We start from the raw sequence: 15,952 nt of genomic DNA on the forward strand, positions 1-15,952 counted from the left end.
CGGTCAGTGCGAAGTCGCGTTGCGCGGGTGCGCGCGACGATCGCGTGGGCGGCGCATCGGTGGGATGCGGCCGATTCCGAGTTCGGACAGGCCGGACTTGAACAGGCCGTAGGTGATGCGCCGTCGCGCGGACGTTTCGAGTTCATCGCGCAGAGCACCGTCGCGCAGTATCGCGTCGGGACCGAGCAGTCCTCCCACGATGGCCAGCGCACCGGCGGTGTCGCCATGGTCCAACCGCTCCCGGACACCGGCGAGACAATCCGGATGACGGTGCGCCTCGTCGATAGCCCGCAGGCAAGGCAACGGAGTGCCGGTCAGAGCGACCAGCAGTTCCTCCCGCCGGATCTCGGCCTGGTCGTGGTCGAGCGCGGACAAGACCCCGTCGACCAGCCCGATCCGGTGCTGTTCTCCCCTGCACCGCACCAGGCGCGGTGTATCTGCCCGGTCGGGCAGGCGCGGCGCGTCGCTCGGCGAGTAGTCGGGTACCAGCGCCGGGGCGACCAGCGGATGCAGCCGATCGGCCGCTATCGCGCCGGTACGGATCAGCTCCAGATCGGGCAGCACCCAGGTCGCCGCGTCGGGCAGGACGGGCAGTGCCGAGACGCCGCCGAGCGGGTATTCCGCCGCGATCCGCACCGTGGGCGGCACGGCGCCGTCGTCCGCGTCCAGGTACAGAACCAACCGTTGCCGGGCTCCGAACCGCACGACGAAAGCACCGCCGCGCCGTCCCTCGGCCTGGTGCAGAATCTCCGCCTCGGCCGCCCATCGGTCTACGGCGCAGCGCCTGACCTGCGGCACCGTGGCGAGCAGTTCGGGATCGAGGACCGGACGGTCATTCGCCGGTTGCGCGGCCCCGGACCGTAATCCCAGCTCATCGACCCTGCGCGCATCCCACAGGTGACGATGGAGATCCAGGCGGAAACGCCGATCGGGACGAGGATGCGGATGCAGGCCGGCCCCGGCAGCGGATCCGTCCCACAGCGCGAGGCTGATCCGCTGACCGGCATCCGCCCAAGCCGGGGCCGTCCGTGCGACAAGGTGCATCGGGGGTGCGCCGCCGCACAGGTCCGGCTCCGCGTCGTACCGAGCCAAGGCGATGGTCAGACCCGGTCGCAACAACCCATCGGGAGCGACCCTCGGCATATGCCAGCGCAACAGGTCAGGAGCCAAATGCCGGAGATCGGCTCGGATTCGAGCCGCGAGTGCGTGTCCGTGACTACGCGTCACCGACCGCAAACTGAAATCGATATCGAAGCCTGCCGCGGCGCACGCGCCCGCCCAGTCCCCCACACGACGGCGGGCGGTAGCAGTCTCGATCATGGTAGGCGGCACGGCGAATTCACGCACACGCAGCCAGAAGGAAAGGCGGGAGTCGTCCCCATTCGCGATGTGAGTGAGCATCAGCACTCACCTTGCGCGAATGGAACCCCCAATCTTCGAACAGAAGGAGTCGTCATCGCGTCGATCATAGCGCCCCGCATCGGCCCCGGCCAGCCGACGCAATTCGGCTGCCGCCCCGTCGCTTCCAGCTGATCCGGATGCGGATGCGACAAGTCGGCCCACGACTGCCATTCGAGCACAATCACTTTCGGCCCGGACGGGTGGCGACATCGGCCACGCTGTCGGCCGGCGCGCCGTGGAATGCCGCCTGCTCGATGACGTTGTTCCCGAAGAAGACAGGAAGCGAAGGGGCCTTGCCGGATTCGGCAAGGCCCACCGGTCGGCGTAGCCGATCGGCTATCGCATCGGCGCGGGTCCGCATTCCTTGCCCATCACGTCGGGCAGGTGAGCCCAGCCGGATGAGCAGCTCACGACCTCGCCGCCGTTCACGAGGAACGGCTGCGTGATCTCTCCGCTCGCCGGTGCGCCGTTGGACGGCGTGCACTCCATAGCGGTCACCCTGCCCTCCCACACCGGCGAATGGGACGAACAGTTGTAGTTCCACATCTCCTGCGCGGATGCGGTCGGCGGACAGAACAACAGTGCCGCCGCGGCGGCGAAGAACGGGGGAAGCCCGAGACGAACGAGGCGTGTGGCTCTCATGACGATCTCCTTGTCCTGGTTCCGTGCGGTCTGGATTCGTAACCGTCCCGGACGACAGCCCGGGTGGTAGCGAGCAGAAACTGCGTGGTTGCTCAGGAGAGAACGTGCACACTGCGAGAAGGACGCTACGCCGGAGCCGCCACGACCCGGGGCGAAATCCGGTCGCTGTGACCATCCGGATATCCGGCCGCCGATGCTGGCGGAAGCCGGGCACGCAGATGACCTTCTGCCCTGTCGATCCCTCCGCCGCCGTCGAATGATGATCGGAGTAGCGAGCACGTCGCCGTAGTGGAAGGGAGACGCATCATGACGACCGCGCGGACGATCATGCGGCCCGACGTACAGCACATCAATGTCCGAGACACCATGGAAACAGCCGCCCAGCGGATGCGGCAACTCGACATCGGCGCATTGCCGATCTGCGATGGCGAATGCCGTCCCGTCGGCATCGTCACCGATCGCGACATCGTCGTGAAGGTGGTCGGCATCGGCGCGAATCCGAAATCCACCACCGCCGGCGAATTGGCACAGGGCGCCGACCGACTGCACACCGTCGATATCGACACCGACGTGCACGACGTGCTGCTGCTCATGGAGCAACAGCGGATCCGTCGGCTCCCGGTCACCGACAAGGGCATGCTGGTCGGCATCATCACCGAGGCCGATCTGGCGCGAAATCTGTCCGACAGCACCGTCGGCGAATTCGTGGAGGCGGTCTGCGCGGCCCATCTGCCCGCCACCGAGAAAGTCTGAGCTGAACGGAATCACCGGAATGGATGGGGATTATGCGGCCAAGGTGGTGATGCAGTAGGAAAGTCGGGCCGATATCATCGATATGCGACCTATTCACGATTCTGATCCTCCATAGCGAACGCGATTCATCCGTGCGGGAGGTGGTCGGTGAACGGCATGCGTTCGGTCGCTACCGGTTGCACGAACTGATCGGTGAGGGCGGCATGGGCCAGGTATGGCGGGCCTACGACACCGCCACCGACCGCATCGTGGCAGTCAAGTTGCTGCCCGAACGGTGCGCCGTCGATCCCAACTTCCGGGAGCGCTTCCGACGCGAAGCCCACGACACCGCTCAACTGCGCGAACCGCATGTGGTCCCGATCCACGGCTACGGCGAAATCGAACGCCACCTCTACCTCGACATGCGCTTGATCGACGGCGCCGACGCGAGGACCCTGCTCAACCGCGACGGCGCCATGGAGCCGGAGGCGGCGGTCGCCGTGATCACCCAGGTCGCGGCGGCTCTGGTCGAAATGCGGTGCGTCGGCTCCGGCGGTGGGCGGCCGGCCGTCGCACGCGCCGGTGCCGACCAGCAGACCCATCCCTCCTCGGCTCCGGAGATCATCGCGATCCGCAGCTCCGGGTTTTCCGTGTTCCACCGGTTCCGGCGGCGGTCGTGACTGATTGTCGGCACGACCAGCGGTTATTGCTGCGACACAACGTTTTCCACTTCAGCAGGTGGTAGGAGCGGGCTCTCCACGAACTCGGGCGTCGAGCCACAGCGACACCGCTGGCGCGCCCAGTACCGCGGGGGCCACGTGCTCGAGTGCGGACGGCAGCGCCACCGAGCTCACCAGGTGCGTCTGGATCCGCACCCCCGCCGCACACCAGCGGCGGACCGTGTTGTCGATGGCACCGATCGGGATCTGCCGGTCGTCCGGCGAATGCCATTCGAGAATCGGGGTCCGCGGCACCCCACCGTAGAGTTCGAGGCTGTTCTCCTCCACCACCGACCGGGCGCTGCGGCTGTCCACGATCGAGGTGTCGGTGAGGTATTCCCGAGCGCTGCCGTCGACCCCCTCGGTGAGGATCTCGCTGCTGCAGCTGTCGGCCATGTCTCGAGCGACCGCGAGACCACGCGGGTTGAGATACGAACTGATCGGAAGCCGGTCCGGGTACTCCCGCTCCAGACCGATCGCCGCGGCCATGGCCAACCCGAACGAAGGATGCTTGTCCATGCCCAGCGCCTCGGCCATCGTCACCAGATTCATCGGGGCGCCGCCGATGGCCGCGCCCGCGAGTTCCAGCTCCGGTGCGTAGGTCGGCTGCAATGCGGCCGCCCATGCGGTGGCCAGGCCACCGCCGGAGTAGCCGGCCAGCACCGCCGGTCCGTTCTCCGCGGCGAGTGCGGGCAGGCGCTTCACCGCACGGATGCCGTCCAGGACGATCCGGCCGCCCAACCGCGCGGCCCCGAGCGCGAACTGCGGCCCGAGGTGATCCGGCAGTGCGACACTCCAGCCCCGCGCCAGTGCCAGGTTCAGGATCGGCGTGGTCACCGCCAGGCTCGGATCGCCGCCGTAGAGCTGGTGCGATATCGCGCAGTCGGTGCCGAGCGCATTGATGAAGTGCTGATACGACAGCAGCGGCCCGCCGGGCCGACTGCCGAAAGGGGTGAGGAGGGTCGTCGTCGCCGCGATCGGCGCCCCATGGGAGTTGGTGGACCGGAATTTGACCAACGTGACAGTGGATCCGGGGAAGGTCGCCAGCGGCGGCAGTGCCCGCACACCGAGCACCTCCCCTGGTTCATATGCCGCGAGATCCGCCGGAGCCGCATAAAACGGGTCCGGGTCGGGCCGCGGATACAGCGGTTGCGCGGTTGCCGTCGTCGCCAGCAGCAGCCCGAGTGCCACACCGCCGATCGCGCTGCGGACCAGCGCCGGACCGCTGCGCCTGCCGCCGGGCAGGGGGAACCGCCGGATCACGATCTCGACCTCCACAGTTCGCGGCGTTTGTCGACCAGCCAGCTTCACATTCAAATCCGCCACGGCTGGCAAACCTTCGGCGACACGCCGGACGGGGAGCTGAAACGCCTTCGACCACGTCGCCGATCGGGCCGTGTCCGTGGTCGAAGGCTCTGGCTACACCAGTGGACGGCTGCTCCGAGTTCGGTGCCTCGGCCCTGCCGGTGGCCGGTCGAGACCGTACCGCTCGAGTATCGCAGCGTCGATGGTTCGGGTCCGCTGAGCTCTATGGATGTTCGGTTCGCTGCACCTGTTCGTTGATGAGGGTGTCATCGTCGGCCGGGGGCTCTGGGTCATGCCATTCTTCTGCCCGGCTGGAACGATTGCCGCGTAATGTGCCCTCCAAGTCGTGGGCCAGCGCGTCATCGTGCACGGGACCGTGCTTGCTACTTCCTCGTTCCATGATTCTTTCTCCTGTGTTCGATTGCTGGACATGCGCTAGCGGTGGCGCAAAAGGGTGGCGACCCCTTCCCGGGGTACGACAGCACCTTCGACGGGCACGATCGAGCCGCCCTGCAGCAAGGTGACCACCGGCAGCGCTTCGTCCGCGCGGTAGGCGCGCGACGACGTCGCATCGTCCTCGATCCATCCCGCCGCGGTGATGCCGCGAAGCAATTGCGGATCCAGTTCGACGGATCGGTCCCCCACTGTCTTGGCATCGATCAGCAAGGTATCGGCATTCGCCGCCAGCAGCGCCGAGACCGTCTCGGGCAGCCCCTCGACGGCCAGGCCGTCGGCCCTGCCGCGCGCGGTGTTCAATTGCTCGACGACCTGCCCCTGCTGCTGCCGTGCCTGCGTCAGCACCGCCTGCTCGACCTGCGCTTCGAGCGCGGCGGTATCCACACCCGCGGCGCGAGCCCCTGCGTCGACCTCGACGACCCGAGCGGTTGGCGGCGACTCGAGCGCTCTGGCCAGCGCGGAGCGAGCGCCGACCTCACCGACCAGCACGATGATCCGCGCGCCGACCCGATCCGCGAGATCACGGACCGCCGTGGCGACCTCCTCGACGTTCCGCCGGATCATCTCCTCGACGCGGCGACGCATCGACAGATGCGCCCACCCTCCGCCGTGACGGATCTTGTGCACCGGATGGGCGGTGCCTTCGGCGGTCATCTCGATCAGATTCTCGTCCTCGTCGACGCCGTACAGGTCGCAGCCGACACGATCGACCACCGCGATCACATGCGGCACCGCACGGGACTGCTGCTCGATCAGCGGCAGTAGATAGGGAAGCGCCGACACCCGCACGATTTCGCGTGCGGGCGGCTCCGGGAGCACATGATCGACCAGCAGGCTGTCCGAATCGGCGATCAGCACGCGCCCGGCACGCCCGTGCCCCGGCACCTCGCTTATCGCGTCGTCGAGCAGCTCCAGCGTCTTCTCCGGAACGTATTGGGCGGCCAGTCGCTCGCGGATCGAGCGCCACCGTAGCGCTCTCTGATTCTCGGCGTCTTCGGTGTTGTGCGAGGCGTCGATGCAGAGCGAGACGAACGGTCCTCGCCGTTGCGCTATTTCTCTGAGTTTCATGCCGTACACGTCCTGCGACTACCCGGCTCTGCGTCGACGAATCCGCGCTCGCGAACGCGCTCGGTACTGCTTGCGCACGGCGGTTTCGCCGGGTCCGGCCCGGGTAGTCGAACCATCGACAAGGAGGTGAGAGCCGTGGCCGAAACCGACGTCGACGACGAGCTGTGGGAGGAATTCCACCGCCTGGTCAATATGTCGTCCCGGCAGTTGCGCGATTGGCTGCGCACCGAAGGAGCAGGCATCGGCAGCGAAACGGAACCCGATCGCGCGGGACCGGCGATCGGCCGGGACATCTTGGCGGTTCTCGGTAAACGCCGTACCGACCTGAATGCCGACGACATCGCGGTGATGCGCCGAGCCGTCGACGAGATCACCGCGGTGCGGGGCGAGGACGCGGAGCGCGAGCCGCGCGCGGGTGAAGACGACTGGCGCCGACACCTGATGTCACTGGGACACGATCCACTCCAGCCGTCGTGAGTTGCGGCGCCGGGGCCTGGCCGGCAGGGAACTCGGCCGCCGGTCGACTCGGCACCGTGAGGGTCGCCGGGCTCAGGTCGACCGCGATTCGCTGGGCGTATGCATGGCGTCGAGGGCCTCGATGACCTCGCGACACCAGTCCGCCCAGGCGCGTTCGGTGCCCAGGCCGGCCTTCAGAACCAGATGCCGCATCGCATCGGCGTCGTCGCCGATGGCCGAGAAATCACGTTCTTCGATCTCCCGGTAGGTCGCCAACGTCCTTTCGTGCACGTCGAGATGGTGCGTGACCACCGCGCGGACACCTTCGAAGTCCCCGGTGGCGGCCGCGGCGCGCAACCTGATCAGCAATGTCTCGCGCTGCTGTGGCGGCTCGTCGACCTCACTCACCCAACGGTGCAGCGCGGCAGTGCCCGCCGGTGTGATCGAGAAGCGCCTCGGCTGACCACGCCCTGGCGACTGCGGCGAAACCTCGGCGACCAAGCCGCCGCCGCTGAGGCGATCCAATTCGCGATAGATCTGCTGGTGGGTGGCCGACCAGAAGTAACCGAACGCGCGGTCGAAGCGCCGAGCGAGCTCGATGCCGGTCGAGGCCCGTTCGGTCAACGCGGTCAGGATCGCGAACTGTAATGCCACCGCCCCATGGTAGAGAGCGCCGCCTGATTCCACGTACCTGCGAGCGAAGGGCACAGCGCGGTCTGGAAGACAGCGCCGCGTAGCACGGCCCCTGGACCCGATGACCTTCACAGTGATGGGCGACACATGTTTATGCAACTTATTGCAGTAAGGCGGTGGCGTCGATAGCTTCGTCGTAGCGCAGCGCCATTCGGCCCGAATCGCCGCGAGACAACCCTTCCGAACTCTCGAAGGACCCCATCATGGCCCTACCCGCCGCTCTCTCCGGTCGCCTGACGCTGCCCGTCGTGGCCTCACCGATGTTCATCTCCTCCGCACCGGAGCTGGTGATCGCTCAGTGCCGGGCGGGGGTCATCGGATCCTTCCCGGCGCTCAACGCCCGTCCGGCGGCACTGCTGGAGGACTGGCTGGCCCGCATCACCGAGGAGAACGCCTCGTATGCGGCAGCCAACCCCGACGCGACCGTCGCGCCGTTCGCCGTCAATCAGATCGTCCACCGGACCAATGACCGCCTCGAACACGACATGGACGTGATCGTGCGGCACCGCGTGCCCATCGTGATCACCTCGCTGGGCGCACGCCCGGAGATCAACGACGCCGTCCACTCCTACGGCGGGATCGTCCTGCACGACGTGATCAGCAACGAATTCGCTCGCAAGGCAGTCGAGAAGGGCGCCGACGGCATCATCGCCGTGGCCGCGGGCGCCGGCGGCCACGCCGGGACCCAGTCGCCGTTCGCGCTCGTTCAGGAAATCCGTGCGTGGTTCGACGGGCCGGTGCTGTTGTCCGGCGCGATCGCCCACGGCCGTTCCATCCTCGCCGCCCAAGCCGCGGGCGCCGACTTCGCCTACGTCGGTTCGGCATTCCTGTCGACCGCCGAGGCGGTCGCGGCGGCGGAGTACAAGCAGATGATCGTCGACTCCAGCGCCAAGGACATCGTGTACAGCAACTTGTTCACCGGGGTCCATGGCAACTACCTGCGCGGCAGCATCGTCGCCGCCGGTCTGGACCCGGACAACCTCCCCCACTCCGATCCGTCGGTCATGAACTTCGGCTCCGGCGGCAATGTGAGCGCCAAAGTATGGCGGGACATCTGGGGCGCCGGGCAGGGCATCGGCGCGATCACAGAAGAACTCACCGTCGCGGATCTGGTGGCCCGTTTGAAAGCGCAGTACGACGAAGCGCGCCAGGATCTGGCCCGCAAGACTCGCATGCCCGCCGCTGCCGTGCAGCCGGCTTGATCCGGGCGAGAGACGCAACCGGCACGTTGTGCCCGACGGCGCACGGCCGTCGGGCAGCGCGAGCCATGATGATGTGATGGTCGTCACGACAACGGTTGTCGAGAACGCGGCGCCGGCTCCGTCCCAGGGATGCGAGCAGCCATGAGGGCCGCGCGACGAACAAGGAGGACGACCATGAAGTACCTGCTGCTGAAGCACTACCGCGGCGCCCCGGCTTCGGTCAACGACGTGCCGATGGACAAGTGGACGCCGGAGGAGTTCGACGCGCACGTGCAGTACATGCGCGACTTCGTCGCCCGCTTGGTGGAGACGGGAGAGTTCGTCGGCGAGCAGGCACTGACGCCGGAGGGTGCGTGGGTGCGTCACGACGGCGAGGGGCGGCCGCCGGTGACCGACGGCCCGTTCGCCGAGACCAAGGACCTCATCGCCGGGTGGATGATCATCGACGTCGAGTCCTGGGAGCGTGCGGTCGAGCTGGCCGGAGAGCTGTCCGCTGCCCCCGGCGCGGGCGGCAAGCCGATCCACGAGTGGCTGGAGGTGCGGCCGTTTCTCACAGCGACGCCCTTGGCGACCGAGTGAACGAGGCGCTGCTGCGAGAGCTCGTGCCCGCGGTGATCGGTATCCTCGTCCGGCGTGGCGCGGACTTCGCGTCGGCCGAGGACGCCGTGCAGGAGGCTCTGGTCCGGGCGTTGGAGACCTGGCAGGACGATCCGCCGCGCGATCCGCGGGCGTGGCTGGTCGCGGTGTCGTGGCGGAAGTTCCTCGACGCCGCCCGCGCAGAGGCGGCGCGGCGGGGGCGGGAACTCGCCGCGGACGCCGAGCCGCCCGCCGGTCCGGCGCAGGCCACGGACGACACGCTGCGGCTGTTCTTCCTGTGCGCGCACCCGGCGCTGCCGCGGGCGGCGGCCGTCGCGTTGACGCTGCGTGCGGTCGGTGGGCTGACCACCCGCCAGATCGCCGAGGCCTACCTGGTCCCCGAGGCCACGATGGCGCAGCGGATCAGCCGGGCCAAGCGGCGGATCGCAGGGCTGCCGCTGGACCAGCCGGGTGATCTCGGCACGGTGCTGCGCGTGCTCTACCTCGTCTTCAACGAGGGGTACGGCGGGGATGTGGACTTGGCGGCCGAGGCGATCCGCCTGGCCCGCCAGCTCGTCGCTCTTACCGACGAACCCGAGGTCGCCGGCCTGCTGGCGCTGATGCTGCTGCACCATGCGCGGCGCGCGTCACGCACCGGCCCCGGCGGTCGCCTGGTGCCGCTCGCCGAGCAGGACCGCGGTCTGTGGGACACGCGCCTGATCGTCGAGGGCGTGGAGATCCTGCAGGCCGCACTGGCCCGCGACCGGCTGGGTGAATACCAGGCGCAGGCCGCGATCGCCGCCCTGCACGCGGACGCGCGCTGCGCCGCCGAGACGGACTGGGTACAGATCGTCGAGTGGTACGACGAGCTGCTGCGCCGCACCGGCAGCCCGGTCGTGCGGCTCAACCGCGCGGTAGCGGTCGGCGAGGCCGACGGCCCGCGGGCAGGCCTGGCGGCGTTGGCCGGAGTGCGTCCCGACTTGCCCAGGTACGCCGCGGTGACGGCGTACCTGCACGAACGCGCGGGCGATCTGGAGCGCGCCGCCGAGCTGTATGCCGAGGCGTCTCGCGTCGCCACCAGTGTGCCCGAGCGCGACCACCTCACCAGGGAAGCCGCGCGAGTGCGCCAGCTGCTGCGGCCGTGAGTGCACCGCGGGGACCCTACTGCACGCTGATCGTGACGGTCCTCGTAAGCGTCTCGGCGGGCAGCTCGGTGGTGTCGACCATCAGCACCTCACCCGAGTCCTGCGCGCCGTCGGCCAGGAGCTTGGCTTGGAGCCCGAACGGCGGCCGGTCGCCGGTGGCGGCCTCGATGCCGAAGTCGCTGTCGGCGGCGATGTAGAGGGTCTTGCCGCCGTCACGGGTGGCGACGCCCTCGATCTTGTCGTGGCCGAAGAACTCGCCCGCGGCGTTCAGGCCGTCCAGCAGGCCGCCGAGATCCAGGGCGGACGTCTTGGCGACGGGGGTGATGCCCGCCTTCCGCAGTGTGGCCACGCCGTCGGCGGTCGGCACCGCGCCGACGAGGAGTTCCAGCGGCTTGCCATCGACCAGCAGGCCCAGCTGCGGATCATATTGCGCGCCTTGTACCTTCGCCTGCGGTCCGACATCGGTGGCACCGGCGATGTCGATCGTCCACAGCTTCTTGTTCGCCTTGGGCGGTTTGTCGCCGTCGCGCTCGTCGACCAGGAAGGTGGTGTCGGTCAGCGCCGTGATCTCGGAGACCGCCAGCTTCTGTTTCGGCTCATCCAGCGGATACACGAATTCCTTGACGTCCCTGGTCTTCAGATCCACGGTGACGATCCGGGTCATGGGCACCTCACGCGCCGAGACGACACCCGGCTCGCTCAGCGCGCTCTGCACGATGCCGACCAGTGTCCTGCCGTCCGGTGTGATGGTGAGACCCTCCATGCCCTGGTTCGGGGTGCGCAGCGAAAGTTCTTCGGGCAGACCGCGCCCCGGCGCCAGCCGCTCGAGCTCGGTGCCGTCGGCGTCGAAGTGCACGAGGAACGGCCCGTACTCGTCGGACACCCAGAAGGTGCCGTCGGCCAGCGCGGCCAGGCCCTCGCTGTCGATGCCGTGATCGGTGGGAGGAAGGACGGCGCCGTCGAGGCCACGCATGGTCTCCCCCGTGCTCGCGGAGGTGTCGATCAAGCCGTTGAACGGCTGGCCTGTCGAACTCTTCAGGGGAATGGTTCTGTCCAGCACCGCCGTGCTGCCGACCATCTTGAATTTGGCGATGGCGGGCGTGAAAGCCGGTATGGGCGTGATTTTCTCGTTCTTGCCCTTGCCGTCTATGTTCGGACCACGGTCGGTGAGACCGTAGAACTCGTCGGCCGATCCCGGCACCGGCGTGAACGCCGATCCGTAGCCGCTGCCTTGCACGCTCACTCCGCCGAAGTCACCGAGCGGCGGGATGTCGGTGGTGAACAGCTTCACGGCGTCGGTGGTGGTCACCGTGATGCTGTCGGACCCGGTGTATCCGGCCGCCGGTGTGTACACCACCGCGCCATCGGCGCGGCGGCTGATCGTGCCGTGCCGTGGATCGGCGACCGCCACCGCGGCGCTGCCCCCGGTCGCGGCCAGTAGATCATCCAGCGAGATCACCAAGGGTTGATCCTTGGCGGCGGTGAAATCCGCCGGGCTCGACGGCGAGCAAGCCGGCAGCGCGGCGGTCGCGCACACGGCGGCCATGACGAGTGCGCTTCGGGTACTGCGGTGTGTTCTCACCAGCGATGCGTACCGTCCGAGCCCGGCCACCAGGTGGCGTCGAGCTGAACGTGAGCCGTCGTTCCCCACAATCATCCGATCATTCTGCGGTGTTACCAACGCTGACGAGCGTGGATATCGCGACACCGGAGCATGCGCTGAGCCGTCACCGGAGTAGGGCGCTCGGCGCTTCGAAGTGTCGTGTCGTCGCCCGTGGAGACCTACGGTGGAGATATGACCGCCTTGGAGTATCGGCATGTGCTGGTCGCGCGCGACGGCGACACGGTGCGCATCACCATGAACCGGCCGCGGCAGCGCAACGCGCTGTCGGGCGAACATCTGGGCGAGTTGCTCGCCGCGTTCCGGGCCGCAGGCGAGACCGACGCCACGGGGATAGTGCTCGGAGCGAACGGCCCGGTGTTCTCCGCGGGGCACGACTTCGCCGACGTCGCCGCTCGCGACCTGCTCGGCGTCCGGGAACTGCTCGTGCTGTGCACCGAACTCATGTCGGCCATCCAGTCGGTGCCGCAGGTGGTGATCGCCCGGGTGCAAGGCCTGGCCACGGCCGCGGGCTGCCAGTTGGTGGCCTCGTGCGATCTGGCCGTCGCCGCCGAATCGGCCGGTTTCGCGCTCCCCGGCGGCAAAGGCGGCTGGTTCTGCCACACGCCCGCGGTGCCGGTGGCCCGCGCCGTCGGCCGCAAACGGCTGATGGAACTCGCCCTCACCGGCGACCCGATCGATGCCCGCACCGCCGAACAGTGGGGCCTGATCAACCGAGCGGTGCCGGACGCCGAACTGGACACCGCCGTCGACGAGTTGCTGGCCCGCGCGACCAGGGGCAGCCGGGCCAGCAAAGCGCTGGGCAAACGCACTCTCTACCGCCAACTCGACCGTCCCGAAGCGGATGCCTACACCCTCGCTCTCGAAGTCATGGCCGCCGCCGCTCAACTTCCCGCCGCCCGCGAAGGGATGGCGGCCTTCCTGGCGAAGCGTCCACCTGTATGGCGGGATTAGCGCCGTTCCCCGGCCCCGTCAGAGGCGGGCCGTTCAGCGCTTGAAACGTCCGGCGAACCCGCGCAGGGGCAGATCCGCGCTGGTGATGATGCCGGGTCGGGCGGCGACGACGGATCTGATCGCATTGAGGGCGGGCAGGCCGGTGACGGTCATGCCGATCGAGGCGAAGCTCTCGGGGTCGGACAGATCGGTGCCCGCGCGCGGAATGATCATGTGTTTGCTGTAGATGTTCGGATCACCGGTGATCTGAGTGATGTAGCAGCCCTTGATTTTCCAAGCCGGATCGGTGTGCGGCGTCATCTGCCATTCGAGGTGGCTTTCCACGCGCGGTACGCCGTCGACCAATCCTTGGTACTTGATGTAGCTGGCGCCGAGCGAACCCTCGGGCAGGAAGTACCAACCCAGGTCGACATCGTTCGTGCACGCGCCGAGTTCGTAACCGAAGCGCACCTCGTCGAGTTCGAGGTCGAAGGCGTCGGCCATGAGATAGACCGAGTCGGCGAACACCGCGGTGTACTTGTAGAGCGAGTCCGGGACGGTCGGGTCATCGACCTGGCGGCCGTAGCCGACGGCTTTCCACGTGTCGACGGAATGATGGCAGGAGACATCGACCGATTCCGTGACGGTGATGTTCTCGATGTCGGCGACGTCGGCGCTGTGCACGATGCCGAGTATCTGGCACAGGCCGGGATTCATGCCGGTGCCGTAGAAGGTCGAGCCACCGCGCTCGCAGGCGGCTTGGATGACCGCGCTGACCTCACGGCCGGAAGGATGGGGATGGTTGGTGTCGCGGTGGAATCCGGTGATCCAGTCCGCGGTGGTCACGACGTCGATTCCCGCCTCGAGAACCTTCTCGTAGAGGTCCTCGTCCGGAAATACCCCGTGAAAGGTGAGCACGTCCGGTTTCGCGGCGATGATCTGCTCGACCGAGCCCGTGGCGATCACCCCGATCGGTCCGATGCCGACGATCTCGCCCGCGTCGCGGCCGATCTTGTCCGGCGAATAGCAGTGCAGTCCCACGAGTTCGAGATCGGGGTGGTTGCGGATCCGGCCGATCATCTCGGTACCGAGGTTGCCGGTCGCGACCTGGAATACCCGGATCTTGTCGGAGGTGCTCATGACATGGGCCTTTCGGGATAGAACTGCGACGCCCACTCACGCAACGCCTTGAACCCGGCGAATTCCTTGCGCGACAACGCGGGCGGATCCGAATAGCGCTGGTGCGCCCAGATATCGACGTCGGCCTCGAACTGCTGGATGACGAAGCCTGCCATCGTTTTTCCGTACCGGGTGATCTCGGGGCCGTCGTCCCCGGCCTTTCGTCCGATCCACACGGTGAAGCGGACGTCGGAGGTGTATTCGTCCACGGGCGTCACCGCGGGCATCGTGCGGTTGTCGACCATGCCCCAGCTCTTGGTGATCGAGCAGCCCAGTCCCGCGTTGATCGATTCGACCCCGCTGTTGACCTGGTCTGCAGCCACGTTCTCGTCGAAAGCGATGGTGAAGTCGACATACGACACGGGGCCGGAGAAGTCGTGACGGGTGAATTCCGGGATGAACGGTGTCTTGTGCACGAACTTGAAATGCGCGAAATCGACGCCGTTCTCCATGACGTACTGGGGATGCAGTTGCAGACCGGGCCGGTAGAGCGTGGCCGCGGGCACCGGCGGGTAGTAGTCGGCGGCGGTCTTGCCGTCACCGAAGGCCTCGAACACGTCCGGGATTTCGAAATAGGGGTCCCGTCCATCGATGTCGTGCCATATCCACACCGCTTCGTTCCGCTCCACCACCGGATAGCTGCGAATCCGGCGGCCCTTGTTCGGATGGCTCTCGTACGGGATGCAGACGTTGCGCCCTTCCCCGTTCCACTCCCAGCCGTGGAACGGGCACACCAGATGCTCGCCCACCACATGACCGCCGTAGCCGAGGTGAGCGCCGAGGTGCTCGCAATAGGCGTCGAAGACCGCCACCCGGCCGGATGACGAACGCCAGGCGACCATCTCGCGCCCGAAGTACTTCATCTTGTGCACCGCGCCGACCTCGATCTCGCCGCACCAGGCCACTTGGAACCAACCCGTCGGCTGCATCGACAGCGGTGGTTTTGCCATCTCGATCCTCCAAGCTCCCGAGGGCTCGGCTCCTGAGCCTTCCCGCGGCGCCTTGAGCGTAGAACCCTCTGCGAAAGAATTCAAGAGGCTTCTACGAAACTGGAAGGCCCTGATCAGGGCCCGATAGACTCGGTTCTCGTGACGGAAGCGGCGGTAAGCGGGCGACGCGCCAACAAACGCGGGGTTCGTTCCCGGGAAAGCATGCTCGAGGCGGCGATCGCATCGCTGGCCACGGGCGACCCCGCCGCGGTGTCCGGTAACCGGATCGCTCGCGACATCGGCGCGACCTGGAGCGTGGTCAAGTACCAGTTCGGCGACATCGACGGTCTGTGGGCCGCGGTCCTGCGCCACACCGCCGACAAACGCGGCGACCTGCCCGCCGGGATCAAACCGGACGGGACGCTGCGCGAACGGGTGACCGCCATGATCATGGCGATGGCCGTAGGGCTGCGCAAGCCCGAATCGCTTGCCATCGAAACGCTGCGCGCCGCGCTCCCCCGCGAGCACGCCGAACTCGAACGCGACTACCCGCTGACCGCCGCCGAACTGGCGTCCTGGAAACCGCACTGGGACACCGCGTGCGAGAAAGCTTTCGCCGACCTCGAACTCGACCCGGTCAAGGTGCGGCAGGTGGCCGCGCTCATCCCTGCGGCCATGCGCGGCATCACCTCCGAACGCACCCTTGGCACCTACGGCAATCTCGACGACGCGCTCGACGCGCTGATCGGCGGAATCGTCGCCTACCTCGAAGCCTGACCGCCCGGTCGGCCACACGGCTGCTATGGTCGACGGACAGCGATCGGAACGAGGAAGTCGAACATGGCAGGTGAACTCGACATCTCGGGATAGGTCCCGAGTCTGACGGCCACCGGTA

The 15,952-nt window shown here is 67.6% G+C and carries 16 protein-coding genes; 8 read left to right on the forward strand and 8 right to left on the reverse strand.

Annotation, left to right across the window (positions count from 1 at the left end; all coding sequences use genetic code 11):
* Positions 1-3: 3 nt before the first annotated feature.
* Positions 4-1,407, reverse strand: a complete 1,404-nt coding sequence (locus ACH49X_RS20945) for a hypothetical protein (protein ID WP_397070555.1) — start codon at positions 1,405-1,407, stop codon at positions 4-6.
* 330 nt (positions 1,408-1,737) lie between these two features.
* Positions 1,738-2,043, reverse strand: a complete 306-nt coding sequence (locus ACH49X_RS20950; protein WP_195081256.1) for a hypothetical protein — start codon at positions 2,041-2,043, stop codon at positions 1,738-1,740.
* A gap of 306 nt (positions 2,044-2,349) precedes the next feature.
* Between ACH49X_RS20950 and ACH49X_RS20955 the strand changes: the two genes are divergently transcribed.
* Positions 2,350-2,796, forward strand: a complete 447-nt coding sequence (locus ACH49X_RS20955; protein WP_195081255.1) for a CBS domain-containing protein — start codon at positions 2,350-2,352, stop codon at positions 2,794-2,796.
* 131 nt (positions 2,797-2,927) lie between these two features.
* Complete coding sequence (locus tag ACH49X_RS20960) at positions 2,928-3,455, forward strand: protein kinase (RefSeq protein WP_357206071.1); 528 nt, start codon at positions 2,928-2,930, stop codon at positions 3,453-3,455.
* A 51-nt stretch (positions 3,456-3,506) separates the two neighbouring features.
* On the opposite strand, the gene ACH49X_RS20965 is transcribed toward ACH49X_RS20960, so the two are convergent.
* Both ACH49X_RS20965 and ACH49X_RS20970 read right to left on the reverse strand, forming a co-directional pair.
* Positions 3,507-4,772, reverse strand: a complete 1,266-nt coding sequence (locus tag ACH49X_RS20965) for a lipase family protein (protein ID WP_397070559.1) — start codon at positions 4,770-4,772, stop codon at positions 3,507-3,509.
* Positions 4,773-5,234: 462 nt separating this feature from the next.
* The gene (locus ACH49X_RS20970) at positions 5,235-6,323 is read right to left on the reverse strand and encodes a Vms1/Ankzf1 family peptidyl-tRNA hydrolase (protein ID WP_195081253.1); all 1,089 of its coding nucleotides are present in this window, start codon (positions 6,321-6,323) and stop codon (positions 5,235-5,237) included.
* A gap of 135 nt (positions 6,324-6,458) precedes the next feature.
* Here ACH49X_RS20970 and ACH49X_RS20975 point away from each other — a divergent pair, with 135 nt between their 5' ends.
* Positions 6,459-6,800 (forward strand): DUF3140 domain-containing protein, encoded by a 342-nt coding sequence (locus ACH49X_RS20975; protein WP_195081252.1) that lies wholly within the window; start codon positions 6,459-6,461, stop codon positions 6,798-6,800.
* 72 nt (positions 6,801-6,872) lie between these two features.
* Here ACH49X_RS20975 and ACH49X_RS20980 read toward each other — a convergent pair whose 3' ends face one another.
* Positions 6,873-7,433 carry a helix-turn-helix transcriptional regulator gene (locus tag ACH49X_RS20980; protein WP_357206074.1) on the reverse strand — a complete coding sequence of 187 codons (561 nt, stop codon included), beginning with the start codon at positions 7,431-7,433 and terminating at the stop codon, positions 6,873-6,875.
* 242 nt (positions 7,434-7,675) lie between these two features.
* Here ACH49X_RS20980 and ACH49X_RS20985 point away from each other — a divergent pair, with 242 nt between their 5' ends.
* The 3 genes from ACH49X_RS20985 to ACH49X_RS20995 all read left to right on the forward strand — a co-directional run bounded on the left by ACH49X_RS20985 (position 7,676) and on the right by ACH49X_RS20995 (position 10,395).
* The gene (locus ACH49X_RS20985; RefSeq protein WP_357206077.1) at positions 7,676-8,674 is read left to right on the forward strand and encodes a nitronate monooxygenase family protein; all 999 of its coding nucleotides are present in this window, start codon (positions 7,676-7,678) and stop codon (positions 8,672-8,674) included.
* A gap of 174 nt (positions 8,675-8,848) precedes the next feature.
* On the forward strand, positions 8,849-9,253 hold the full coding sequence (locus ACH49X_RS20990; RefSeq protein ID WP_195081249.1) for a YciI family protein: 405 nt from the start codon (positions 8,849-8,851) through the stop codon (positions 9,251-9,253).
* Positions 9,250-10,395 (forward strand): DUF6596 domain-containing protein, encoded by a 1,146-nt coding sequence (locus tag ACH49X_RS20995; RefSeq protein WP_357206081.1) that lies wholly within the window; start codon positions 9,250-9,252, stop codon positions 10,393-10,395. Before ACH49X_RS20990 ends, ACH49X_RS20995 begins: the two co-directional genes overlap by 4 nt.
* Positions 10,396-10,411: 16 nt before the next feature.
* On the opposite strand, the gene ACH49X_RS21000 is transcribed toward ACH49X_RS20995, so the two are convergent.
* A complete protein-coding gene (locus tag ACH49X_RS21000) occupies positions 10,412-11,977 on the reverse strand; it encodes an esterase-like activity of phytase family protein (RefSeq protein WP_357206083.1) in 1,566 nt (521 codons plus the stop codon).
* A gap of 213 nt (positions 11,978-12,190) precedes the next feature.
* Between ACH49X_RS21000 and ACH49X_RS21005 the strand changes: the two genes are divergently transcribed.
* On the forward strand, positions 12,191-12,970 hold the full coding sequence (locus ACH49X_RS21005; RefSeq protein ID WP_357206086.1) for an enoyl-CoA hydratase-related protein: 780 nt from the start codon (positions 12,191-12,193) through the stop codon (positions 12,968-12,970).
* Positions 12,971-13,003: 33 nt separating this feature from the next.
* On the opposite strand, the gene ACH49X_RS21010 is transcribed toward ACH49X_RS21005, so the two are convergent.
* Positions 13,004-14,089 (reverse strand): dihydrodipicolinate reductase, encoded by a 1,086-nt coding sequence (locus tag ACH49X_RS21010; RefSeq protein WP_357206089.1) that lies wholly within the window; start codon positions 14,087-14,089, stop codon positions 13,004-13,006.
* The gene (locus ACH49X_RS21015; RefSeq protein WP_357206091.1) at positions 14,086-15,078 is read right to left on the reverse strand and encodes a Rieske 2Fe-2S domain-containing protein; all 993 of its coding nucleotides are present in this window, start codon (positions 15,076-15,078) and stop codon (positions 14,086-14,088) included. The genes ACH49X_RS21010 and ACH49X_RS21015 overlap by 4 nt, the downstream gene beginning before the upstream one ends.
* A 138-nt stretch (positions 15,079-15,216) precedes the next feature.
* Here ACH49X_RS21015 and ACH49X_RS21020 point away from each other — a divergent pair, with 138 nt between their 5' ends.
* A complete protein-coding gene (locus ACH49X_RS21020) occupies positions 15,217-15,834 on the forward strand; it encodes a TetR/AcrR family transcriptional regulator (RefSeq protein ID WP_195081244.1) in 618 nt (205 codons plus the stop codon).
* Positions 15,835-15,952 lie beyond the last annotated feature (118 nt).

It is taken from the genome of Nocardia sp. NPDC019323 (assembly GCF_044389845.1).
Classification (GTDB): domain Bacteria; phylum Actinomycetota; class Actinomycetes; order Mycobacteriales; family Mycobacteriaceae; genus Nocardia; species Nocardia implantans.

Excerpts from the sequence above, each read along its gene's own strand:
- ACH49X_RS20950 (WP_195081256.1), bottom strand. The coding sequence starts at position 2,043 with ATGAGAGCCACACGCCTCGTTCGTCTCGGGCTTCCCCCGTTCTTCGCC.
- ACH49X_RS21005 (WP_357206086.1), top strand. The coding sequence starts at position 12,191 with ATGACCGCCTTGGAGTATCGGCATGTGCTGGTCGCGCGCGACGGCGAC.
- ACH49X_RS21015 (WP_357206091.1), bottom strand. The coding sequence starts at position 15,078 with ATGGCAAAACCACCGCTGTCGATGCAGCCGACGGGTTGGTTCCAAGTG.
- ACH49X_RS20970 (WP_195081253.1), bottom strand. The coding sequence starts at position 6,323 with ATGAAACTCAGAGAAATAGCGCAACGGCGAGGACCGTTCGTCTCGCTC.
- ACH49X_RS20985 (WP_357206077.1), top strand. The coding sequence starts at position 7,676 with ATGGCCCTACCCGCCGCTCTCTCCGGTCGCCTGACGCTGCCCGTCGTG.
- ACH49X_RS21010 (WP_357206089.1), bottom strand. The coding sequence starts at position 14,089 with ATGAGCACCTCCGACAAGATCCGGGTATTCCAGGTCGCGACCGGCAAC.
- ACH49X_RS20990 (WP_195081249.1), top strand. The coding sequence starts at position 8,849 with ATGAAGTACCTGCTGCTGAAGCACTACCGCGGCGCCCCGGCTTCGGTC.
- ACH49X_RS20955 (WP_195081255.1), top strand. The coding sequence starts at position 2,350 with ATGACGACCGCGCGGACGATCATGCGGCCCGACGTACAGCACATCAAT.